This window comes from Streptomyces sp. NPDC127190 (genome assembly GCF_042672505.1).
Taxonomy (GTDB): Bacteria; Actinomycetota; Actinomycetes; order Streptomycetales; family Streptomycetaceae; genus Streptomyces.
This window is the reverse complement of record NZ_JBHXVE010000001.1, coordinates 665,923-688,138: the sequence shown is the minus strand read 5'-3', so window position 1 is coordinate 688,138 and position 22,216 is coordinate 665,923. Positions and strand designations below refer to the sequence as shown.

Here is a 22,216-nt window from a genome sequence, read left to right as displayed (position 1 = left end):
CGTGCTGCTCGACGTGCGGGACCTGCATGTGGAGTTCCGGACCCGGGACGGGGTCGCCCATGCCGTCAACGGGGTCAGCTACCGGGTGGACGAGGGGGAGACGCTGGCGGTGCTGGGGGAGTCCGGGTCGGGCAAGTCCGTCACCGCGCAGGCGGTCATGGGGATCCTCGACTCGCCGCCCGGGAGGATCACCGCAGGGCAGATCCTCTTCCAGGGGCGGGATCTGCTCACCCTGAAGGAGGAGGAGCGCAGGAGGATCCGGGGCGCCGGAATGGCGATGATCTTCCAGGACGCGCTGTCGGCCCTCAACCCGGTCCTCCCCGTCGGGGACCAGCTCGGCGAGATGTTCGTCGTGCACCGCGGGATGTCCCGCAAGGACGCCCGGGCCCGGGCCGTCGAGCTGATGGACCGGGTGCGGATCCCGGGCGCCGCCCAGCGCGTGCGGGACTACCCCCACCAGTTCTCCGGGGGCATGCGCCAGCGCATCATGATCGCCATGGCGCTGGCCCTGGAGCCCGCGCTCATCATCGCCGACGAGCCGACCACCGCCCTGGACGTCACCGTGCAGGCCCAGGTCATGGACCTGCTCGCGGAGTTGCAGCGCGAGTACCACATGGGACTCATCCTCATCACCCACGACCTGGGCGTGGTCGCGGACGTCGCCGACCGGATCGCGGTGATGTACGCGGGGAAGATCGTCGAGTCCGCGCCGGTGCTGGACATCTACAAGGCGCCCGCCCACCCCTACACCCGGGGCCTGCTGGACTCCGTACCCCGCCTGGACCAGAAGGGCCGGCAGCTGTACGCCATCCAGGGCCTGCCGCCCAACCTGATGCACATCCCGCCCGGCTGCTCCTTCCATCCCCGCTGCCCGATGGCGCAGGACGTCTGCCGCGCCGACGAACCCCCGCTGTACCCGGTGTCCGAGGTGCGCGGCAGCGCCTGCCACTTCTGGAGGGAGTGTCTGCATGGCCGTGAGCGCTGAGCCGATCCTGGAGGTCGCCGGGCTGGTCAAGCACTACCCGCTGACCCGGGGCGTCCTCTTCAAGAAGCAGGTCGGCGCGGTGAAGGCCGTGGACGGCGTGGACTTCACCCTGGCCAGGGGCGAGACCCTCGGCATCGTCGGCGAGTCCGGCTGCGGCAAGTCGACGGTCGCGAAGCTGCTGTGCAACCTGGAACGCCCCACGGCCGGCTCCATCCGCTTCAAGGGCGAGGACATCACCCGGCTGTCCGGCCGCGCGCTGAAGGCCGTACGCCGCAACATCCAGATGGTCTTCCAGGACCCGTACACCTCCCTCAACCCCCGGATGACGGTGGGGGACATCATCGGGGAGCCGTACGAGATCCACCCCGAGGCGGCCCCCAAGGGCGACCGGCGCCGCCGGGTGCAGGAACTGCTGGACGTGGTCGGCCTCAACCCGGAGTACATCAACCGCTATCCGCACCAGTTCTCCGGCGGCCAGCGCCAGCGCATCGGGATCGCCCGGGGCCTGGCGCTGCGCCCGGAGGTGATCGTCGCCGACGAGCCGGTCTCCGCTCTCGACGTCTCGGTGCAGGCCCAGGTGATCAACCTGCTGGCCCGGCTCCAGTCGGATTTCGACCTCTCCTACGTCTTCATCGCGCACGACCTGTCCATCGTCCGGCACATCTCGGACCGGGTCGGGGTGATGTACCTGGGCCGGATCGTGGAGATCGGCCGGGACGCCGAGATCTACGACCATCCCACGCACCCCTACACCCAGGCGCTGCTCTCCGCCGTCCCGGTCCCGGACCCCGAGGCCCGTGAACACCGGGAGCGGATCATCCTCTTCGGCGATGTGCCGTCCCCGACGGACATCCCGTCCGGCTGCCGCTTCCGCACCCGCTGCTGGAAGGCGCAGGAGCGCTGCGCCCTGGAGGTGCCGGCGCTGGCCGTGCCGGCTCATCTGCACGGCGCCGCCGGGCCCGCCGCGCACGACTCGGCCTGCCACTTCGCCGAGGAGAAGCGGGTCGTACCGCCGGAGGACGTCCTGGAGAACGGCAACGGGCCGGGGTGATATGACGCACCCCGGCCCGTTCACGGCACCCGCACGGCCGTACATGGATCAGCCTCGCGCGTCCGTATATCGGCACCGCTTCCGTGAAGTTGCCTGTGTGTTAACGCGGTTCACGTTCATTTTGCGGGGCGGGCCAGCGACCGCCGCAGGAAGTCCAGCTGGAGCCGCAGCAGGTTCTCCGCGACGGTCTCCTGCGGGGTCATATGGGTCACCCCGGACAGCGGCAGCACCTCGTGCGGGCGGCCGGCGGCGAGCAGCGCGGAGGAGAGCCGCAGGGAGTGCGCGACGACCACGTTGTCGTCCGCCAGCCCGTGGACGATCATCATCGGCCGGTGCGGCTCGGCGGCGTCGACCAGGCCCGCGTCGTCGATCACCGAGTTGCGGCGGTAGACCTCCGGCTGCTCGTCCGGGTGGCCCAGATAGCGCTCCTCGTAGTGGGTGTCGTAGAGCCGCAGGTCGGTGACGGGCGCGCCGACCACCGCCGCGTGGAAGACGTCCGGGCGGCGCAGTACCGCGAGGGCCGCCAGATAGCCGCCGAAGGACCAGCCCCGGATGGCCACCCGGTCCAGGTCCAGCGGGAACCGCCCGGCGAGCGCGTGCAGCGCGTCCACCTGGTCCTGGACCACGACGGCCGCCTTGTCGTCCCGGATCGCCTTCTCCCAGCCGGGGGAGTGGCCCGGGGTGCCCCGCCCGTCGGCGACGACCACCGCGAAGCCCTGGTCGGCGAACCACTGGGAGGTGAGGTGGGCGTTGTGCGCGGCGACCACCCGCTGGCCGTGCGGACCGCCGTAGGGGTCCAGCAGCACCGGCAGGGGCGTGTCACCGTGGTAGTCCCGTGGCATAAGCACGGCGCATGGAATTCTGCGTGCGCCCCCCTGGGTGAGCGTCACCCGGGGGGACATACCGGGATCTTCGGCGTACGACCGGACAGTGGCCGCCGGTTTTCCGTCACGCAGTACCTGCGCCCGGGTGCCCGGCCGGTCCAGCGCCGCGGACACCAGGACCGTCACCCCTCCGCAGCGCACCGCCGAGTGCACACCCGGCTCCTGGGACAGGCGCTCCACGCCCAGCTCGTTCACCCGGTACACATGGATTTCGCCGATTTCCGGGTCCTCCGCCTCCGCGCCCGCGGCGGCGGAAACCAGTACGTCCTGCGGACCGACGTCCAGCACCGCCCGGATGTGCAACTGGCCGCTGGTCAGCGGCCTTTCGCCGACCGCCAGCACGCGTGCCCCGCCCTCGTCCGCGATACGGACAAGCTGCCCGGAGGGGCTCCAGCAGGGCACTCCAGCGAAAAGTTCCAGCCAACTTGGATCTTCATCGGCGTGCACCATCCGGGTGGCCCCGGTGTCCGGGTCCACCGCGAGGATCAACTGGCTCCGCTGGTCCCGCGCCTGCACGAGTACCAGCGGGGCACCTGCCTCTGACCAGTGCACTCGTGCCAGATACGGATAGCGGGACCGGTCCCACGCGACCTCCGTGCGCTCCCCGTCCAGGCCGAGCACGAACAGCCGTACCTCCGCGTTAGGAGTGCCGGCGGCGGGGTACGCGACGTTATTTGGCTCACGCTCCGGGTGGGCCGGGTCGGCGATCCACCACCGCTGCACCGGCGTGTCGTCCACGCGCGCCACGAGCAGCCGGCGCCCGTCCGGCGCCCACCAGAAACCACGCGAACGGTGCATCTCCTCGGCCGCGATGAACTCCGCGAGCCCGTAGGAAACCCCCTCCGCCTCCGGCTCGGCGAGCGCCCGGTCGGCGCCGCCCTCCGCGTCCACCACCCGCAGCGCGCCCCGCGCGACATACGCGATGTGCCGGCCGTCGGGCGCCGGGCGCGGGTCGATCACCGGCCCGGGGACGCCCAGTTCGCGTGCCGTGCCGACCCGCAGCTCGGCCGCGAAAAGCCGCCCTGACAAGGTGAAAGCCGCCAACTCCACGGCCGCGTCGGTGGCGTACCCGACGATCCCGGCGCCGCCCTCGCGGCTCCGCTCCCGGCGCGCCCGCTCCTCGGCGGAGAGTTCTTCCCCGGCCCCCGCAAGCAGTGCGGCCGGGTCCGCCGCGAGGCGCTCGGTGCCCTCCGGAAGATCCAGCACCCACAGGGAGTGGGCGCGGTCCGTGCCGGAACCGGAACGCAGGAACGCGACACGCGAGCCGTCGGGCGCCACGGTGAACGCACGCGGCGCGCCGAGCGTGAACCGCAGCGTCCGGGCGTGCCGACGGGGGAAGGAGTCAGCCTCGGTCGTCATACCCCGACCATATTGGCCATGCGCCCCCTTGTGCGGCCGTGCGCCGAGCGATGCGCGCATACGGATAGTTATGATCACTACCGCTGTGTGGGTATGAACCTGCTGGCGTCCGCATGGATTTGCTCAACTGATCTAGATCTGGCGATCTTTGTGACTGGCGATCTTTGGAGGTGAGCCGCCGTGGCACTCTCGATTTCGGCGGTGGTGCTGCTGGCGATCATCGTCTTCTTGCTGATCAAGAAGTCCGGGCTGAAGGGCGGTCACGCAGCTGTCTGCGTCCTGCTGGGGTTCTATCTCGCCTCCTCGACGATCGCTCCGACGATCAGCGAGCTGACGACCAACGTGGCCAGCATGATCGGCAGCATCAAGTTCTGAGCCGGGCCCGGTCGCGGCCGGCTCCGGCGCCGACTTCGCCGATCGCCCTCGCCACGCTTGGATAGTTGCACTACCTTTCCGGCGTGGACCAGTTGACCGCTGACGACCCGACCCGCATCGGCCCGTACCGCCTGATCGCCCGGCTGGGCGAGGGCGGCATGGGGCTGGTCTATCTCGGGCGCTCCGAGGGCGGCCGCACCGTGGCCGTGAAAGTCGTGCAGGCCGAGTACGCCGGGCATCAGGAGTTCCGCCGGCGGTTCGCCCGTGAGGTGGCCGCCGCCCGGCGGGTGGGCGGCAGTTGGACGGCGGCCGTGCTCGACGCCGACCCCGAGGCCGCCGTCCCCTGGGTCGCCACCCAGTACATCCCGGGGCCCGACCTGCACACCGTGGTCGCCAAGGACTTCGGGCCGCTGCCCGAGTACTCGGTGCACGCCCTGGCCAACCGGCTCGCCCTCGCCCTCGGTGCCGTGCACGAGGCGGGCCTGATCCACCGCGACCTCAAGCCCTCCAACGTCCTCGTCACCGTCGACGGCCCCCGCGTCATCGACTTCGGCATCGCCCGCGCCATGGACAGCCTCTCCGGGCACAGCCTGCTCACCCGCACCGGCATGCTCATCGGCTCGCCCGGCTTCATGTCGCCGGAACAGGTCCGCGGCCTCGAACTCACCCCCGCCAGCGATGTGTTCTGCCTCGGCGCGGTCCTCGTCTACGCCGCCACCGGCCGCCTTCTCTTCGGCGCCACGGAAACCGGTCTGAACGCCCACCTCTTCCGGATCGCCGAGGAGGAGGCCGATCTGACCGGCGTACCCGAGCCGCTGGCCGATCTGGTCGCCGCCTGCCTGCACAAGGACCCGGCCCAGCGGCCGACCCCGCGACAGGTGGCCGAGCGCACGGCACCGGAGCGGGCCGGGGAATGGCTGCCGGGGCCCGTCCTGGCACAACTCGGTCGGCACGCGGCCCAGTTGCTGGACTTCGCCCCGGCGCCGCGGGCGGAGACGCCGGCAGTACATCCCCAGCGGGAGGCGCCCGCGCCGGGATCCTCGGGGGAGGCACCGGTGCCCGGCCCCGGCGCCGAACCCCAGCCGGACCCGCGGGTCGCGCTGGTTCGGTCCCGCGCCGATGCCCCGGTGCCGCAGGCCCCGCCCGCGTCCCCGCCCCCGCCGCCCGCCTACTCGCCGACGGTCCCCACCGCCCCCGCGCCGCCGAACCCCCGGCGCTGGTGGGGTCTGGTGGCGCTGATGCTGGCGCAGCTGACGGTCCCGCTGGAAACGGCGGCGTTCGTGCTGGGGATGCAACCCGTCCAGATCGATCTGCACGCGTCCTACGCCGGCCCGTTCACCCTGCCCGCCGTCTACGCCATCGCCTTCGGCGGCCTGCTGCTGCCCGGCGGGTATCTCGGGGACCGGATCGGGCGCAAACCGGCCCTGGTCATCGGCCTGATCGGGTTCGCGGTGGCCTCCGCGCTCGGCGGCTCCGCCGAGACCGCCGCGGTGCTGACCCTCGCCCGCGCCCTCCAGGGCGTCTTCGCCGCCCTGGTCACCCCGTCCGTGCTCGCCCTGGTGAGCACCGGCTTCCCCGAGCCCAGCGAGCGCCGCAGGGCCTTCGGGATCTACGCCCTGGTGACCGCCGGCGGTACGGCCCTCGGGCTGGCCCTGTCCGGACCGATGCTGGAGTACCTCTCCTGGCGGATCTGCCTGTACGTCGTCGTCCCGCTGGCCGTGCTCGCCCTGGCCGGCGTCGGCCCCCTGGTCCAGGACGGCCCGCGCCGCACCGGTGCCGGATCCGACCTGCCCGGTGTGCTCTCCGGCTCCCTGGGCATGGTGGCGCTCGCCTACTGCTTCAACCGGGTCCGGGACTTCGGGTGGGCCGACCCGCAGGTCCTCGTGCTGCTCCTGGGAGGTGCGGCCCTGTTCGCGGGCCGCGTGTGGCGGCAGCGCAGGAAGGAGCCGTACGTCCTGCGAGACCGCCGCCGCCTCGGCAGCCACCTCACCCTGATCCTGTTCGGCACGGGCGCCATGGGCCTCTGGCACGCCGTGGCCCTCTTGCTGCTCCACCGGGGCAGCGGTTTCGCGCAGATCGGGACGGGCCTCCTGCCGCCGGCCCTGGCGGTGGCCGTCGGCGCCACCCAGGTCTCCGCCCGCCTGCTGGGCCGGGCCGCGCCCCGCGCCCTGGTCGCGGCGGGCCTGCTGGTGGCGGCGCTCGGGGCGGCGTTGCTGGCCGTCCTGTCGCCGGAGGGGGGTCCGCTGCTCCTGGTGGGCACGCTGACGGCCGGTTTCGGCATCGGCTTCGCCGGCGTGCCGCTCTACGCGATGGCCACCGCGGACATCGCCCCGGAACACGCCGGTGCGGCAGCGGCGGCCGCCGGTACGGCCCAGCAGCTGGGCGAGGCGCTCGGCTGGGGACTGCTCATGTCGGCCTCCGGGAACTCCTACAACTCCTACGCCCTGACGTTCGGCTGGTCGGCGGCCGCGCTGCTGCTGGCGGCCCTCCCCGCCACGCTGATCGGCTCACCCCGGACGGCCGCCGCCTCGTAGGGTGGCCCCATGACGGAACTGCCCTCCCGGCGTCTGCTGCTGGTGCACGCGCACCCGGACGACGAGTCGATCAACAACGGCGCGACCATGGCCAGGTACGCGGCCGAAGGTGCCCATGTGACCCTCGTCACCTGCACTCTCGGCGAGCGGGGGGAGGTCATCCCCCCGGAGCTGCGGCACCTGACGGGCCCCGCGCTGGGCGCCCACCGGCGCGGTGAGCTGGCCGCCGCCGTGCGCGAGCTGGGCGTGACCGACGCCCGGCTGCTCGGCGGGGCGGGCCGGTACGGGGACTCCGGGATGATGGGCACCGCCGACAACGACGACCCTGGCTGCTTCTGGCAGGCCGACGTCGACGAGGCCGCGGGGCTGCTGGCGGACGTGATCCTGGAGGTCCGGCCGCAGGTGCTGGTCACCTATGACCCCGACGGCGGCTACGGCCACCCCGACCACATCCAGGCCCACCGCGTCGCCATGCGCGCCGTCGAACTGGCGGACGAGCGCGGGCACCGCATCGCCAAGGTCTACTGGAACCGTGCCCCGCGCTCCGTCGTGGAGGCCGCCTTCGCCCGCCTCCAGGACGAGCTGACCGCGCTGCCGTTCGACAAGAGCGCCGCCGTGGACGACGTACCGGGTGTGGTGGACGACGAGCGCGTCACCACCACCGTCGACGGCACCGCGTTCGCCGCCGCAAAGGCTGCCGCGATGCGCGCCCACGTCACCCAGATCGAGGTCGCCGAACCGTACTTCGCACTCTCGAACGAACTCGCCCAGCCGCTGTTCACCACCGAGTACTACGAGTTGGTGCGCGGCCAGGGGCAGGACGGCGAGACCGACCTGTTCGCGGGCGTCCAGGGCGGGGAGGCGTCGTGAGCGGCAACGGAAACGGCTCGTTGCTCACGCAGCCGCTGCGGCCGCCCTCCGCCGGGCGCGCCGCCGCCCACGTCGGACTGTTCCTGCTCGGCGCGGTCGTCGGCCTGGCCGGCGCCCTGGTGCAGGCCGCCTGGTTCCCCGGCGGGCTGCTGCTCGCCCTCGCGGGCGCCACCGGGGTGTTCCTCGGCGGGGCGTACGCCACCGGCGGGCGCGGCGGGGCGGTCGCCCCGGCGGCCGGCTGGATGGTCTGCGTCATCCTGCTCACCGCCTCGCGCCCCGAAGGCGACTTCCTCTTCGGCGCCGGCGGCGGCTCCTATCTCTTCCTGCTCGGCGGCATGGCCCTCGCTGTGATCTGCGCCACCGTTGGTGCGGTACGGCAACCCGGCGGCGGTCCCGTCCGACTTGGCAAGTGACGTACCACTTCGCCGTACGGTGTGCGTGCGAGTCCGGTGTGGGTTTCCTCAGCGGTCATGGGATACACGCCAGAAGTGGCCAGTATGGTGGTGCGCGCCGCCGAGCTGCCCGAGCAAATGAGGTCGTGACGGGCGGTGGAGCCAACTGGGAGAACCTGCCTTGAGTCGTGAAACTGACACTCCGTCCTCCGGGCCCGACGGGCGCGGCGGAGCCGCATACCCCTCCGGCACGCCGCCGTACGGGACCCCCTTGGCTTCCGACGACGGTACGGACGCGGGCCGTTCGGGTGCGCGTCCGGAGGAGAAGAAGACCGAGACCACGCTGACCACCCGGATCCGGATCAACATCCCCGGTTCCCGGCCCATCCCGCCCGTCGTCGTGCGCAAGCCCGTCGGGGAGGCCGAGGGCTCCGCCGCGGACGAGGCACCCGCCGAGCAGGCGCCCGCCGCTCCGGCCGAGCCCGACCGGGCCGCCGCCGAACCGGCCGCGCAGGCCGAGGAGAAGGCCAGCGACTGGTTCGCGCCCCGCAAGTCCTCGGCGCCCAAGGGCGCTCCGGGCGGCGGCGGCACGAACGGGGCCGGGACGCCCGGCGGTTCCGGCACCGCCCCCGGCGCGTCGGCCGCCCGTCCGGGTGGTCCGGGTGCATCCGGTACGACTGGTAGCACCGGCGCACGCCCGGGTGGCGCACGCTCCGGCGGTGGCCGTCCCGGTGGCGTGGTCGGCTCCATGAGCATGTCCGGCGGCTCCCGGCCCGGCGGTACGGGCGGCAAGGGCGGTCTGCCCGGCGCCACCGGCGGTCCGGTCGCCCCGGGCCACGGCGGTGGCACCGGCTCCTTCGACGTGACCGAGGCGCTGGCCGCGGGCCCGCTGGGCGGCGGCTCCCGCCCGTCCGGCACGGGTGACTCCCGCCGGGACGAGCTGCCGTACTTCTCGGACGGCGCCGACACCGGCGCGGCCGACGGCTTCGGCGGCGGTGCCGCGGCCGGTTCCGGCGGTTCCGGCGGCTTCGACGGGCCGCTCGGTTCCGGCGGTCCCGGCGGCCCGCAGGGTCCGGCCGGGCCCACCGGCGGCCCGGTCACCGGCGACAGCCCCTTCCTCACGTCCGGCGCCGACCTCGGCCGCGGTGAGCCCTTCGGCGGCCCGCGGGCCACGGCCCAGCGCAGCGCCATCGCCGACCTCGCAGGCACGGAGGCCGCCGGCGCCCCCGTCGGCCGCGGTCCCGGCGGCGGGATCAGCGACGACACCGCGATCCTCACCCCGCAGAAGCCGGCCCCGGAACCCGGCACCCCCGGCTACCGCTCCCCGGCCGACGACAACGTCTCCGGGCACACCGTCACCAGCGGCATCCCGGTCGTCCCGGGCGCCGGCAGCCCGTCGGGCGCCCCCTTCGGCTCGCACTCCGACGGCCCGGTGCCGCACACGGCGCCGAAGCCCGCGCCGGCCCCCGCGCCCAGGGCGCAGAACAAGGCGCAGGCCAAGCCGAAGAAGAAGGGCCGCAGCAAGCTGATGCTGCTCGCCGTCGGCCTGGTCGTCGTCGCGGGCGGTGTGTACGGCGCCGGACTGCTGATGAACCACACCGACGTGCCCAACGGCACCACCGTGCTCGGCGTGGACATCAGCGGCACCCGCGACGACGCCGTCAAGAAGCTCGACGACACCTTCGGCAGCCGGGTGAACAAGCCGCTGAAGCTGTCCGTCGACGGCCGCACGGTCACCCTCACCCCGGCCAACGCGGGGCTCCAGTTCGACTTCCAGGCCACCGTGAGCAAGGCCGCGAAGAGCGACTACAACCCGGTCTCCGTGGTCGGCTCCCTCTTCGGCCAGAAGCGCGTGATCGACCCGGTCATGCCGGTGGACGAGGAGAAGCTCCAGGCCGCCCTCCAGCAGGCCGGCGGCGGCTCCGGCTCGGTCACCGACGGCACCGTGAAGTTCGTGGCGGGCAAGGCCGTCGCCGTCTACGGCAAGACGGGCAAGGGCATCGACGCGGGCCGCTCCACCGCGGCCATCGAGCAGGCCTACCGCACCATGGTGGAGACGGACAGCGCGGCCGCGGTCGCGGTACCGACGACCACCCGGCAGCCGACGGTCTCGAACGCCGAGGTCGACCGCGAGCTGAAGGAGTTCGGGGAGCCGGCGATGTCGGGGCTCGTGACCGTACGGGTGGACGCGGCGCACTCGGTCCTGATGAGCCCGCAGAAGTCGCTGTGGAAGTTCCTCAAGGTGACGGCCGTCAACGGCAAGCTGGTCGACAAGCCCGACCTGGTCGCCCTGAAGCAGCTGTACGGCCAGGCCTTCGACGGGGTGCTCATCACGCGCGGCAACGGCAAGAAGACGCCGGTCACCCCACAGGACGTGTACGCCGCGCTGCGTCCGGCACTGCTGAGCAAGACCAACCGGGTCGGGGTCATCTCCACCAACCCCAGCTGACACCCGCGCGGCGGGCCCGTGGCCGTCCACGGGCCCGTCGCGCTTGTGCGTATGACATCTGTCATGCGGCACTCAGGACCGGCGACACTGCCCGCCTCCCGGTCCGCTCGGCGAGCATGGGTGTCATGACAACGACAGCGGCACCGGCCACCGCCGCCCCGGTGGTCGGGTTCGACCAGGTGACCAAGACCTACGGGAACGTGCGGGCCGTCGACGGCCTCTCGCTCCGCCTCCACCCCGGCGAGACCGTGGCCCTGCTCGGCCCGAACGGCGCCGGCAAGTCCACCACCCTCGACCTGCTCCTCGGCCTCAAGCAGCCCGACAGCGGCTCGGTGAGCCTGTTCGGCGGCACCCCGCGCGAGGCGATCGTGGCCGGCCGGGTCGGGGCCATGCTCCAGAGCGGCGGCCTGATGGACGAGGTCACCGTCGCCGAACTCGTCAAGCTCGGCTGCTCGCTGCACCCGAGGCCGCACAAGCCGGCCGACGTGATGGCCCGCGCGGGCATCACCCAGATCGCCGACCGCAAGGTCAACAAGCTCTCCGGCGGCCAGGTCCAGCGGGTCCGGTTCGCGCTCGCCACCGCCGGGGACAGCGACCTCATCCTGCTGGACGAGCCGACCACCGGCATGGACGTCTCCGCCCGCCAGGCCTTCTGGGCCACCATGCGGGAACAGGCCGACCAGGGCCGTACGGTGCTGTTCGCCACCCACTACCTCGAAGAGGCCGACGCCATCGCCGACCGGGTGCTCGTGCTGCACCGCGGCCGGCTCCTCGCCGACGGCACCGCCGCCGAGATCAAGGCCAGGGCGGGCGCCCGGCGGGTCTCCTTCGACCTGGAGGGCCGGATCGACGAGGACGCGCTGCGCGCGCTGCCGTTCCTGACGTCCGTCGACGTGTCCGGGCAGACCGTCCGGCTCCAGTCGTCCGACGCCGACGCCACCGTCCACGCCCTGTACGGCCTCGGTGTCTACCCCCGCAACCTCGAAGTCGCCGGGCTCGGCCTGGAGCAGGCCTTCGTCGCCATCACGGAGGCCGAGGAGGCCAAGCAGTCATGAACTCGCTGATCAAGCTGGAACTCGCCCGCGTCATGCGGAACAAGAAGTTCCTGTTCTTCTCGGTGCTCTACCCCTCCTTCATCTACCTGATCTTCTCCAGCAGCGCCGGCTCGAACCAGAAGGTCGACGGCACCGGCCTGACCGTCGCGACCTATCTGATGGTGTCCATGGCCTCCTTCGGCGCCCTGACCGCCGTGCTGATGGGCAACAGCGAGCGCATCGCCAAGGAGCGCGAGAGCGGCTGGGTACGGCAGCTGCGGCTGACCCCGCTGCCCGGGCACGGCTACGTCCTCGCCAAGACCGCCAGCGCGGCCGTGGTGAGCCTGCCGTCCATCGTCGTGGTCTTCGCGGTCGCCGCCGCCGTCAAGCACGTACGCCTCGACGCCTGGCAGTGGCTCGCGCTGACCGGGGTCATCTGGGCCGGCAGCCTGGTCTTCGCCGCGCTCGGCGTGGCCATCGGCTATATCGCTTCCGGGGACGCGGTCCGCCCCATCACGATGATCGTCTACTTCGGTCTGTCGATCCTCGGCGGCCTGTGGATGCCGACCACGACCTTCCCGCAGTTCCTCCAGGACATCGCGAAGTGGCTGCCCACCCACGCGTACGCTGCCCTCGGACGGGCGATCGAGCAGAGCCAGGCACCGCACGCCACCGACATCGCCGTCCTCGCCGTCTACTTCCTGCTGTTCGCGGGCGGCGCGGCCTGGCTGTACCGGAAGGACACGCTGAAGGCGTGAGCGCCATGACGGAAGACACCCGGGCCCGCGAACGGCGGCCCGAGCGCTTGGTGCTGATCGGCCACGGCCCGCGTACGTGGCGCGAGCTGCGGGTCAAGGCGCTGTGGATCGGGGTCTGGCTGGTCTTCCTCGCCCCGCCGGTCGGCGACCTGGCCGGCGGCCGGCACCCGGCCGCGGCCACCGCGGCCGGCGCGCTCGGCCTCACCGTCTTCGTCGCGGCCTATCTGACGCTGGTCTTCCGGAACATGGGCCGGCCGTTCGCCCGGCGGACCGTGGTCGGTCTGCTCGCGGTCCTCGGCGTCCTGGCCCCCCTGCTCGCCTTCACCCTCGGCAGTGCCTGGCTCGGGCTCTTCGTCTACGTCTCGGTGGCCTGCGGGGCGACCCTGCCGGTCCGGGCCACCTACTGGGCGATCCCGGCCACGGCCGCCGTGGCCCTCCTCGTCGGGCTGCACGACGGGCAGCGGCCGGGCTGGGACCTGCTGCTCGTCCTCCTCATCGGGTTCGCGATGACCGGCGTCGGCCAACTGGTGCGGACCACGATCGAGTTGCGCAAGGCGCGGGCCACCGTCGCCCAGCTCGCCGCCAACGAGGAGCGCCTGCGCCTCGCCCGCGACCTGCACGACCTGCTCGGTCACTCCCTCTCCCTGATCACGCTGAAGAGCGAGCTGGCCGGCCGGATGCTGCCCGACCACCCCGACAAGGCGGCCCAGCAGGTCGCCGACATCGAACAGGTCAGCCGGCAGGCCCTGGTCGACGTCCGGGAGGCCGTCACCGGCTACCGGCGGCCTCGCCTCGCCGCCGAACTCGCCGGTGCCGAAGTGGCCCTGACCGCCGCCGGGGTCACCGCCGAGATCCCCGCCGAGCCCGACCTCACCGGCGTGCCCGAGGAGGCCGAGGCGGCGCTCGCCTGGGCGCTGCGCGAGGCGGTCACCAATGTCGTCCGGCACAGCGGCGCCGACACCTGTGCCGTGCGGCTGCTGCGCCGCCAGACCCTGGACGGGCCGGTCCTCGAACTCACCGTGGAGGACGACGGGTCCGGCGCGACCGGCAGCGTCCCCGGCGGCGGCCCCGGCAACGGGCTGACGGGCCTGGCCGAGCGGCTGGAGAAGGCCGGCGGCGCTCTGGAGGCGGGCCGGTTCAGGCACGGCTTCCGGCTGGTCGCCCGCGTGCCCACGGAGCCCGGCGCGGACATAGGATCCGGGGCATGACGAGCACGATCAAGGTCCTGTTGGCCGAGGACCAGTCGATGGTCCGCGAGGCGCTGGCCGCACTGCTCGGCCTCGAGGACGACATCGAGGTCGTCGCCCAGGTGGCGCGCGGCGACGAGGTGCTCGCCGCCGTCGGCGCCCACGGTGTGGACGTGGCGCTGCTCGACATCGAGATGCCGGGCTGCACCGGCATCGAGGCGGCGGCCCGGGTGCACCAGGAGTTTCCGCAGGTCAAGCTCGTCGTGCTGACCACCTTCGGGCGGCCCGGCTATCTGCGCAGCGCCATGGAGGCGGGTGCCGACGCCTTCCTGGTCAAGGACGCGCCGGCCGCCCAGCTCGCGGCGGCCGTGCGCAAGGTGCTGGCCGGGGAGCGGGTCATCGACCCCACCCTGGCCGCCGCCGCGCTCGCCGAGGGCGCCAACCCGCTCACCGACCGCGAGCGCGAGGTGCTCCGCGCGGCGGCCGACGGCTCCACCAACGCCGAACTGGCCAAGGCCCTCCACCTCTCCCAGGGCACGGTCCGCAACTACCTCTCCACCGCCATCCAGAAGCTGGCGGTGCGCAACCGGGCGGAGGCGGTCCGCATAGCCCGGGAGAAGGGCTGGCTCTGACCGCCCCGGACCGTCAGTTGAGCTTGGCCCGCGCCGTGTTCGCCTCCTGGCGGACCTGGTGGGCGGCGCTCTCGTCGACCACCTCGATCAGGTGGGCGTAGGCGTCCAGTTCCGCCGCCCCCGCGGTGAACTGCCCCCGCTGCACCAGCAGCTGCCCGCGCTCGTAGCGCAGCCGGGCCGGATGCGAGGGGATCAGCAGCGCCAGCTCCACGGCCAGCAGCCCGACGTCCGACCGCTCGGGCCGGGCGGCGGCCCACGCGCGCATGTTGTTCAGGATCCGCTGGACGACCTCCAGCGGCGGCGCGGGCTCCAGCATCCCGGGGTCCAGCGGCGCGCCCGTGGCACCGGCCACCAGCAGTTCGGCGTCGGTGCCGGTCAGCACCCGCCCGCCGTCGAACGGATCGGCCAGCACCTGCTCCTTGGCCGTACCGAAGCCGACCACGAAGTGCCCCGGCAGCGCGACGCCGTACACCGGGGCGCCCGCCCGCCGCGCGACCTCCAGCCACACCACCGACAGCAGGATCGGCAGCCCGCGCCGCCGCCGCAGCACCTCGTGCAGCAGCGAGGACTCCAGCCGCTGGTAGTCGCCCGGGGTGCCGTGGAAGTCGTACGCCCCGCCGAGCAGCCGTCGTACCGCCTCGGCCCAGGCGCGCGGCCCGCCCGGCCGGTACGGCAGCTCACCGGCCAGCCGGTCCAGCTCCAGCTGGGCGGCGTCGATGCCGGCCTCGTCCAGCGTGCCGTCCGCCTCCGCGCCGATCAGCAGGCACAGCGCGGCGAGGTCGGGCCGCTCGGACCGGGCCTCCTGGGCGAACCGCTCGCGCAGCTCGGCGGAACGTTCCGGCGGGGGCGGGTACGGCGGCGGCAGATACGGGTGGTGCATGACTGGCTCCTGCCCATTCCCGACGGGTTCTACGACCGTGCCGACCCGGTCGCCGAGCCGTCCTCCGGCCGGTCCGGCGCCCGGTAGTAGTGGTAGGCGTGGTGCGGGGCGAAGCCCAGGGCCGTGTACAGGCCCCGCGCGGCCTCGTTGTCCCGCTCCACCTGGAGCCAGGCCGCCGAGGCGCCCTCGTCCAGGGCGCGCCGGGCCAGCGCGGCCATCACCTCGGTGGCGAGCCCCTGACGGCGCCGTTCGGGGTCCACCTCGACCGCGGCGAACCCGGCCCACCTCCCGTCCACCACACACCGCCCGATCGCGGCGGGAGCCTGCCCACCGGGAACCGTCGCGAACCACGTCGAGGGCCCGCTGTGCAGCACCCGCAGGGCCACCTCGCTCACCCCCTTGCGCCGGTACCGCGCGAGCCATGCCTCGTCCGCCTCCCGGGACAGCACCACCCCGGCGCCCTCGGCCCGGTCCGCGACCGGCGCCGCCGCACCGGTCCACAGCTCGGCGGTCACCTCCCGCACCCAGCCGCGCCGCTCCAGCTCCGCGCCCAGCAGCTCCTGGGTGCCCTCGGCCCCGGTGGCGGTCTGGACGTAGGCGGGCAGGCCGCGCTCGCCGTACCAGCGTCGTACGGCCTCCAGGGCGGCGTCGAGCGGGCGGCCCGGGTCGCCGAGCGGCAACACGCTGTTGGCCCGCCGGGTAAAGCCCTGGGCAGCCCGCAGCTCCCACTCGCCGAGCCGCTCGCTCTCCACCGGCTGCCAGGCGCGCGCGGCGATCCGGGCCAGCTCGGCATAGGAGGCCGCGGGGCCCGGCCGGCGGGCCGGGGCGGCCGGCACGACCTTCCCCGCGACCAGGGACTTTTCCGGAATCCGGACGCGCTGACCGTCCCGTCGTGTGATCATGAGCACGCCAGCATCCCATGATGTGAGAACACCGACCGTGTCAGTGAACTTCTGGGCTCCCTGACCGGTTCCGGCCAAGCATCGTACCGAGATACGTTTTCCCACGTCAGAAGGGGTAACACGGACTTCCAGACGTCCTGCCGCCGAGATTCCCACTGGTCAGATCACCCCTCCTGCTCGGATCATGCTCCGGAACGGAGATACTAGGGGCGGGCATCGACTACGCCGCGCTCCCGCGCGCCAGGCGGCGGAGCCTGAGGAGGCCCGCCAGCGCCCTATCGAGGAGGAACGACAGCGTGACCTACGTCATCGCGCAGCCTTGTGTCGACGTCAAGGACAAGGCGTGCATCGAGGAGTGCCCGGTCGACTGCATTTACGAGGGCTCCCGGTCCTTGTACATCCACCCGGACGAATGCGTCGACTGTGGTGCCTGTGAGCCGGTCTGCCCGGTCGAGGCGATCTTCTACGAGGACGACGTCCCGGAGGAGTGGAAGGACTACTACAAGGCCAACGTCGAGTTCTTCGACGAGCTGGGCTCGCCCGGCGGGGCCAGCAAGCTGGGGCTGATCGAGCGCGACCACCCCTTCGTCGCCGCGCTGCCGCCGCAGGGCGAGTGACCGTTTAAGCACCAAGCGGCCCGCCCACCGCGCCGCGCCGCCTCGGTCCCGTACGGCCGGATCGCCCTGATCGCCGCCGCACGGGACCGAGGCGTTTTCCCACGCCGCCGGGCGTTCCGCCGTACCAGACGAAAGCGAGCCACCGACCGTGTCCGCAGTCTCCGACCGGCTCCCCACCTTCCCCTGGGACAAGCTGGACCCGTACAAGAAGACGGCCGCCGCGCACCTCGACGGCATCGTCGACCTCTCCGTCGGCACCCCCGTCGACCCGGTTCCCGAGCTGGTCCAGAAGGCGCTCGTCGCCGCCGCGGACTCGCCTGGCTACCCGACGGTCTGGGGCACCCCGGCGCTGCGCGACGCGATCACCGGCTGGCTGGAGCGCCGCCTGGGCGCCCGCGAGGTGACCCACCGCCATGTCCTGCCGGTGGTCGGCTCCAAGGAGCTGGTGGCCTGGCTGCCGACCCAGCTCGGCCTCGGCCCCGGCGACCGGGTCGCCTACCCGCGCCTGGCCTATCCCACCTACGAGGTCGGCGCCCGCCTGGCCCGCGCCGCGTACGAGGTCTACGACGACCCGCGCGAGCTGGACCCCGAGGGCCTGAAGCTGCTCTGGCTGAACTCCCCGTCCAACCCGACCGGCCGGGTCGTCCCGAAGCAGGACCTGGCCGACATCGTCGCCTGGGCCCGCGCGCACGGCGTCCTGCTCGTCTCCGACGAGTGCTACCTGGAGCTGGGCTGGGAGGCCGACCCGGTCTCGGTCCTGCACCCGGACGTGAACGGCGGCTCCTACGACGGCATCGTGGCCGTCCACTCCCTGTCCAAGCGGTCCAACCTGGCCGGCTACCGGGCGGCCTTCATCGCCGGCGACCCGGCGGTGCTGGGCCCGCTGCTGGAGATCCGCAAGCACGGCGGCATGATGACCTCGGCGCCGACCCAGGCGGCGGTCGTGGCGGCGCTGTCCGACGACACCCACGTCCACGAACAGCGCGAGCGCTACGCGGCCCGCCGGGAGATCCTGCGGGCGGCGCTGCTGGCCCACGGCTTCCGCATCGAGCACAGCGAGGCGAGCCTGTACCTCTGGGCCACCCGCGACGAGTCCTGCTGGACCACCGTCGCCCACCTGGCCGAGCGGGGCATCCTGGTCGCCCCCGGCGACTTCTACGGCGAGGCGGGCCGGAACTTCGTCCGCGTGGCCCTGACCGCCTCCGACGAGCGCGTACGGGCCGCTGCGCAGCGTCTGACGGTGTAGCACCCGCCTGACGGCCCGGCAGCCGGGCGGGTACGGCAAAACGGGGCCCGGGGAACTCCCCGGGCCCCGTCAGCGGCCGTCAGCGGTCGAGCGGCGCGCTCAGCCGCCCAGCGGCAGGCCGCCCTGCACCGGCAGGTTCGGCAGGCCGCCCTTCGTCGCGGTGGACGCGGTGTCGCCGAGCACGCCCCCCGCGGCACCGGCCGCGTCCCCCGCGGCCTTCTGCGCCACGGGCGTCGTCTTCTTCACGGCGCTGCCACCGGTCTTGCCCGCGGCCGGCACCGTCTGCTCGACGGCCTTGCCGCCCGCGTGGCCCGCGAGCGAGGTGACGTTCTGCGTGGCACCGTCGACCGTGTTGCCGACGTGCGCCCCGTCCACGGCGGTCAGACCACCGAGGTTCGGCGTGGCCGCCGGCAGGTTCGCGGCCGCATTGGCGGAGCCGGCCGCACCGACCCCGGCAGCCGCTCCCGCTGCGACGAGCAGCGCGGCACGGGCGATCCGGCGGGTCAGAGGGAGGGACATGATGCTCCATTCGACGGAAGAAAACGGTGGTGGTGTCCGGTCCGGTTCCGGCTCGGACGCCGTGACTACCGCTCGAACCCCCTGAAGGTTGCGGACGCCGCAGGTAAAGAATGGATAACGCATCGCATTATCAGGTGTGGATAAAAACGGGCAAAGAACGTCTGCCCGAGCGTGTGCAGAATCCTTCCGGCCCTTGAATTCCCGGGAATTCCGGCACAGAGGCCACCCTCGCCGGGGCGGCGGTCCGGTCCGGCGCCGCGCAACCCCCCGGAGTGATCCCCCGTACTACTGTCCGGTCACGATCCGGACGACGCCCGTCGGGCGCTCCCCGGCCTGGCTGCCGGCGCCGGCCCCCGCGGAGCCGTCCGAGGCCACCGTCCGCCAGGTGTTGCTGGTGCTGCCCACGGTCCACTCCCGGCCCGCGTAGGCCACCCGCTGGATGTGCAGCGCCGAGGAGTTGGCGACGGCCCAGTGCGCCAGCTGCCAGCCCCGCTCCAGTTCCGTACGCCCCCGCGCGTCGGTCCGCGCGCCCTCGGGCACCGCCACCGTCACCGTCGAGCCCTGCGCGGTCGCGGCCACGCTCGGCGCCGGGGACGGCGACGGCACGGGCACCCCGCCCACCTCCGCGCCGGTCTCCTGCAACGCGTCCCGCCCGAAGTCCCGGACCAGCGCGGCCCGTACCGCGTCCGGGCCGGTCGCCGTGGCCGTGGTGTCCCGGCGTCCGTCGCAGGTCAGGGTGGCCGCCGCCCGGCCGGTCAGCGCCGCCGCCAGCAGCCCGGCGTCCGCCTCGTGCTTGGCGTACGCCTCCGGATAGCCGCTGCGCTGCACCCGCTGCGCGGCCACCGTCAGCGGCAGGTCCATGTAGTCGGGCACCTTGGCCAGGTGCGCGTAGAAGATGCCGGCCGCGTAGTCCGGGTCCATGATCTGTTGCTCGGTGCCCCAGCCCTGCGAGGGGCGCTGCTGGAACAGGCCCAGCGAGTCCCGGTCGCCGTGCTCGATGTTGCGCAGCCCCGACTCCTGGAGGGCGGTCGCGAGCGCGATGGTGACGGCCCGCTCGGGCATCCCGCGCCCGGTGCCGACGGCGGCGATCGTCGCCGCGTTCGCCGCCTGCTCCGGCGTGAACTCGAACGACGTCCCGCTCCCGTCGGCGGAGACCACCGTGCAGCCGCGCGCTCCGCCGCCGCCGGTGATGTACTGCACCACGAGATAGGCGGCGACACCGCACAGGACCAACAGGGCCGCCGTGAAACGGAAGAGGCGGCCGCGGCGCTTGGGACGGGTGGGGGACGGCTCTGGCACGCGTACAAGGTACTGGAGCCCCCGACGGCCCTCACGAGGGGTTCCGCACAGCGCGAGCGAGGGGGCCCCGGCGGGGGCGCGCTAGGGTCGTGAGCATGGCCGACACCTCGCTTGACCTCACGCTGGACGCCGCCGCGCTCACCGCGCGGCTCGTGGACTTCCCCTCCGAGAGCGGCACCGAGAAGCCCCTCGCGGACGCCATCGAGACCGCCCTGCGCGCCCTGCCGCACCTGACGGTGGACCGGTACGGCAACAACGTGGTCGCCCGCACCGACCTCGGCCGGGCCGAGCGGGTGATCCTGGCCGGCCACATCGACACCGTCCCGATCGCGGACAACGTCCCCTCCCGGCTGGACGAGGACGGCGTGCTGTGGGGCTGCGGCACCTGCGACATGAAGTCCGGGGTCGCCGTGCAGCTGCGCCTCGCGGCCACGGTCCCCGCCCCCAACCGCGACCTGACCTTCGTCTTCTACGACAACGAGGAGGTCGCCGCGGAGCTGAACGGCCTCAAGCACATCGCCGCGGCCCACCCGGAGTGGCTGGCGGGCGACTTCGCGGTCCTGCTGGAGCCCTCCGACGGCGAGGTGGAGGGCGGCTGCCAGGGCACGCTCCGCGTGCTGCTGAAGACCAAGGGCGAGCGGGCCCACTCCGCGCGCGGCTGGATGGGCTCCAACGCCATCCACGCCGCGGCGCCCATCCTGGCCCGGCTGGCCTCCTACGAGCCGCGTCGGCCGCTGATCGACGGCCTCGAGTACCGCGAGGGCCTGAACGCGGTGCGCATCGCCGGGGGAGTGGCGGGCAACGTCATCCCCGACGAGTGCGTCGTCACCGTCAACTTCCGCTACGCCCCCGACCGCACCGAGGAGGAGGCGCTCGCGCACGTCCGCGAGGTGTTCGCGGACTGCGGTGTCGAGGAGTTCGTGGTCGACGACCACAGCCCCGGCGCCCTCCCCGGCCTCTCCCAGCCGGCCGCGGCCGCCTTCGTCGAGGCGGTGGGCGGCACCCCGCGCCCCAAGTACGGCTGGACGGACGTCTCCCGGTTCTCCGCGCTCGGCATCCCGGCGGTCAACTACGGCCCCGGCAACCCGCACCTGGCCCACAAGCGCGACGAGCGGGTGGAGACGGCGAAGATCATCGCGGGCGAGGAGCACCTGCGGAACTGGCTCACCGCGTAAGCGGGCACCGCAGGGCCGCCGCGCGGCGCTTCGTGACCGGACACGCCGACGTACCCCCTCCGTAACCCGGGTGGATCCAGGGCCTGTCTTTCGGATCTTGCCGGCGTCGCGGGCCCTGGCACGCACATCTGCTGCGTTGTCGTCCCTCGCCGACGCTCCGCGTCGACTCGGTCCTCCGCCTTGCATCTGCACGCACCAGGGCCCGCTCGGGTCGGCCGAGAAGGCGCCGTCAGCCGAAGCCGACCTGATCCGAAAGACAGGCCCTAGTCTGAGACCGAACTACCGGCAAGCGGAGGGAGCGCACATGGCTACCGGAAACCCCGAGGGGAAGAAGCAGCCGCCGGACGAGCAGCGGCTCGGACCGGTCCTCCGACGGCGCGGCCAGGTGACCGCCAGTACGACCGACCAGCGGCTGCTGGACGCGGGCGGCCCCTCGGACTGGGTGCACACCGACCCCTGGCGGGTACTGCGCATCCAGTCGGAATTCATCGAGGGCTTCGGTACGCTCGCCGAACTCCCGCCCGCCATCAGCGTGTTCGGCTCGGCCCGCACGCCGGAGGGCTCGCCGGAGTACGACGCGGGAGTGCGGCTCGGCCGGGGGCTGGTGGAGGCCGGCTGGGCGGTGATCACGGGCGGCGGCCCCGGGGCGATGGAGGCGGCCAACCGGGGCGCGTGCGAGGCGGGCGGCATCTCGGTCGGCCTCGGCATCGAGCTGCCCTTCGAGCAGGGGCTCAACCCCTACGTCGACATCGGGCTGAACTTCCGCTACTTCTTCGTCAGAAAAATGATGTTCGTGAAGTATGCCCAGGGGTTCGTGGTCCTGCCCGGCGGCCTCGGCACCCTCGACGAACTCTTCGAGGCCCTCACCCTGGTGCAGACCCAGAAGGTCACCCGCTTCCCGATCGTCCTCTTCGGCAGCGCGTACTGGGGCGGCCTGGTGGACTGGCTGAAGAACACCCTGGTGGCCCAGGGCAAGGCGGCCGAGAAGGACCTCCTCCTCTTCCACGTCACGGACGACGTGTCGGAAGCGGTGGCCCTGGTCTCCAAGGAGGCGGCCCGCTAGGCGCC

General features: G+C 73.1%; 20 protein-coding genes. 15 read left to right on the top strand and 5 right to left on the bottom strand.

Going from position 1 to position 22,216, the window contains the following annotated elements; genetic code table 11:
• Position 1 precedes the first annotated feature (1 nt).
• Positions 2–985, top strand: coding sequence for an ABC transporter ATP-binding protein (locus ACFVIU_RS03020; protein ID WP_385840207.1), 984 nt, complete (start codon positions 2–4; stop codon positions 983–985).
• A complete protein-coding gene (locus ACFVIU_RS03015) occupies positions 969–2,036 on the top strand; it encodes an ABC transporter ATP-binding protein (protein WP_385840205.1) in 1,068 nt (355 codons plus the stop codon). Before ACFVIU_RS03020 ends, ACFVIU_RS03015 begins: the two co-directional genes overlap by 17 nt.
• A gap of 116 nt (positions 2,037–2,152) precedes the next feature.
• Here ACFVIU_RS03015 and ACFVIU_RS03010 read toward each other — a convergent pair whose 3' ends face one another.
• Positions 2,153–4,279, bottom strand: a complete 2,127-nt coding sequence (locus ACFVIU_RS03010) for a prolyl oligopeptidase family serine peptidase (RefSeq protein WP_385840204.1) — start codon at positions 4,277–4,279, stop codon at positions 2,153–2,155.
• Positions 4,280–4,459: 180 nt separating this feature from the next.
• On the opposite strand from ACFVIU_RS03010, the gene ACFVIU_RS03005 reads away from it, so the two are divergent.
• From ACFVIU_RS03005 to ACFVIU_RS02965, 9 genes are all read left to right on the top strand, one after another.
• Positions 4,460–4,654, top strand: a complete 195-nt coding sequence (locus ACFVIU_RS03005; protein ID WP_385840203.1) for a hypothetical protein — start codon at positions 4,460–4,462, stop codon at positions 4,652–4,654.
• Between the two features lie 83 nt (positions 4,655–4,737).
• Positions 4,738–7,188 carry an MFS transporter gene (locus ACFVIU_RS03000; protein WP_385840202.1) on the top strand — a complete coding sequence of 817 codons (2,451 nt, stop codon included), beginning with the start codon at positions 4,738–4,740 and terminating at the stop codon, positions 7,186–7,188.
• Between the two features lie 9 nt (positions 7,189–7,197).
• Positions 7,198–8,058 (top strand): N-acetyl-1-D-myo-inositol-2-amino-2-deoxy-alpha-D-glucopyranoside deacetylase, encoded by an 861-nt coding sequence (gene mshB / locus ACFVIU_RS02995; protein ID WP_385840200.1) that lies wholly within the window; start codon positions 7,198–7,200, stop codon positions 8,056–8,058.
• A complete protein-coding gene (locus tag ACFVIU_RS02990; protein WP_385840199.1) occupies positions 8,055–8,471 on the top strand; it encodes a DUF6113 family protein in 417 nt (138 codons plus the stop codon). Before mshB ends, ACFVIU_RS02990 begins: the two co-directional genes overlap by 4 nt.
• Before the next feature lie 160 nt (positions 8,472–8,631).
• The gene (locus tag ACFVIU_RS02985; RefSeq protein ID WP_385840197.1) at positions 8,632–10,899 is read left to right on the top strand and encodes a hypothetical protein; all 2,268 of its coding nucleotides are present in this window, start codon (positions 8,632–8,634) and stop codon (positions 10,897–10,899) included.
• A gap of 125 nt (positions 10,900–11,024) precedes the next feature.
• Complete coding sequence (locus tag ACFVIU_RS02980) at positions 11,025–11,954, top strand: ABC transporter ATP-binding protein (RefSeq protein ID WP_385840196.1); 930 nt, start codon at positions 11,025–11,027, stop codon at positions 11,952–11,954.
• Positions 11,951–12,691: an ABC transporter permease gene (locus ACFVIU_RS02975; protein ID WP_385840195.1), complete on the top strand. Its 741-nt coding sequence runs from the start codon at positions 11,951–11,953 to the stop codon at positions 12,689–12,691. Before ACFVIU_RS02980 ends, ACFVIU_RS02975 begins: the two co-directional genes overlap by 4 nt.
• 5 nt (positions 12,692–12,696) lie before the next feature.
• Positions 12,697–13,899 carry a sensor histidine kinase gene (locus tag ACFVIU_RS02970; RefSeq protein ID WP_385840193.1) on the top strand — a complete coding sequence of 401 codons (1,203 nt, stop codon included), beginning with the start codon at positions 12,697–12,699 and terminating at the stop codon, positions 13,897–13,899.
• Complete coding sequence (locus ACFVIU_RS02965) at positions 13,896–14,510, top strand: DNA-binding response regulator (protein ID WP_385840191.1); 615 nt, start codon at positions 13,896–13,898, stop codon at positions 14,508–14,510. Before ACFVIU_RS02970 ends, ACFVIU_RS02965 begins: the two co-directional genes overlap by 4 nt.
• Before the next feature lie 13 nt (positions 14,511–14,523).
• On the opposite strand, the gene ACFVIU_RS02960 is transcribed toward ACFVIU_RS02965, so the two are convergent.
• Together ACFVIU_RS02960 and ACFVIU_RS02955 are read right to left on the bottom strand one after the other, a co-directional pair.
• Positions 14,524–15,390, bottom strand: coding sequence for a tetratricopeptide repeat protein (locus ACFVIU_RS02960; protein ID WP_385840190.1), 867 nt, complete (start codon positions 15,388–15,390; stop codon positions 14,524–14,526).
• A 29-nt stretch (positions 15,391–15,419) separates the two neighbouring features.
• Entirely contained in the window at positions 15,420–16,448 is a 1,029-nt protein-coding gene (locus ACFVIU_RS02955; RefSeq protein ID WP_385840189.1) for a GNAT family N-acetyltransferase, read from the bottom strand.
• 140 nt (positions 16,449–16,588) lie between these two features.
• Between ACFVIU_RS02955 and fdxA the strand changes: the two genes are divergently transcribed.
• The gene (gene fdxA / locus ACFVIU_RS02950) at positions 16,589–16,909 is read left to right on the top strand and encodes a ferredoxin (RefSeq protein WP_023546973.1); all 321 of its coding nucleotides are present in this window, start codon (positions 16,589–16,591) and stop codon (positions 16,907–16,909) included.
• Positions 16,910–17,057: 148 nt separating this feature from the next.
• Complete coding sequence (locus ACFVIU_RS02945) at positions 17,058–18,155, top strand: bifunctional succinyldiaminopimelate transaminase/glutamate-prephenate aminotransferase (RefSeq protein WP_385840188.1); 1,098 nt, start codon at positions 17,058–17,060, stop codon at positions 18,153–18,155.
• A 99-nt stretch (positions 18,156–18,254) separates the two neighbouring features.
• On the opposite strand, the gene ACFVIU_RS02940 is transcribed toward ACFVIU_RS02945, so the two are convergent.
• Together ACFVIU_RS02940 and ACFVIU_RS02935 are read right to left on the bottom strand one after the other, a co-directional pair.
• Positions 18,255–18,674, bottom strand: coding sequence for an ATP-binding protein (locus ACFVIU_RS02940; protein WP_385840187.1), 420 nt, complete (start codon positions 18,672–18,674; stop codon positions 18,255–18,257).
• Positions 18,675–18,959: 285 nt separating this feature from the next.
• Entirely contained in the window at positions 18,960–19,973 is a 1,014-nt protein-coding gene (locus ACFVIU_RS02935) for a heavy metal transporter (protein WP_385840185.1), read from the bottom strand.
• A 95-nt stretch (positions 19,974–20,068) separates the two neighbouring features.
• On the opposite strand from ACFVIU_RS02935, the gene dapE reads away from it, so the two are divergent.
• Positions 20,069–21,148, top strand: coding sequence for a succinyl-diaminopimelate desuccinylase (gene dapE, locus ACFVIU_RS02930; protein ID WP_385840184.1), 1,080 nt, complete (start codon positions 20,069–20,071; stop codon positions 21,146–21,148).
• A 304-nt stretch (positions 21,149–21,452) separates the two neighbouring features.
• Positions 21,453–22,211: a TIGR00730 family Rossman fold protein gene (locus ACFVIU_RS02925; RefSeq protein WP_385840182.1), complete on the top strand. Its 759-nt coding sequence runs from the start codon at positions 21,453–21,455 to the stop codon at positions 22,209–22,211.
• The last annotated feature ends 5 nt before the right edge of the window (positions 22,212–22,216 follow it).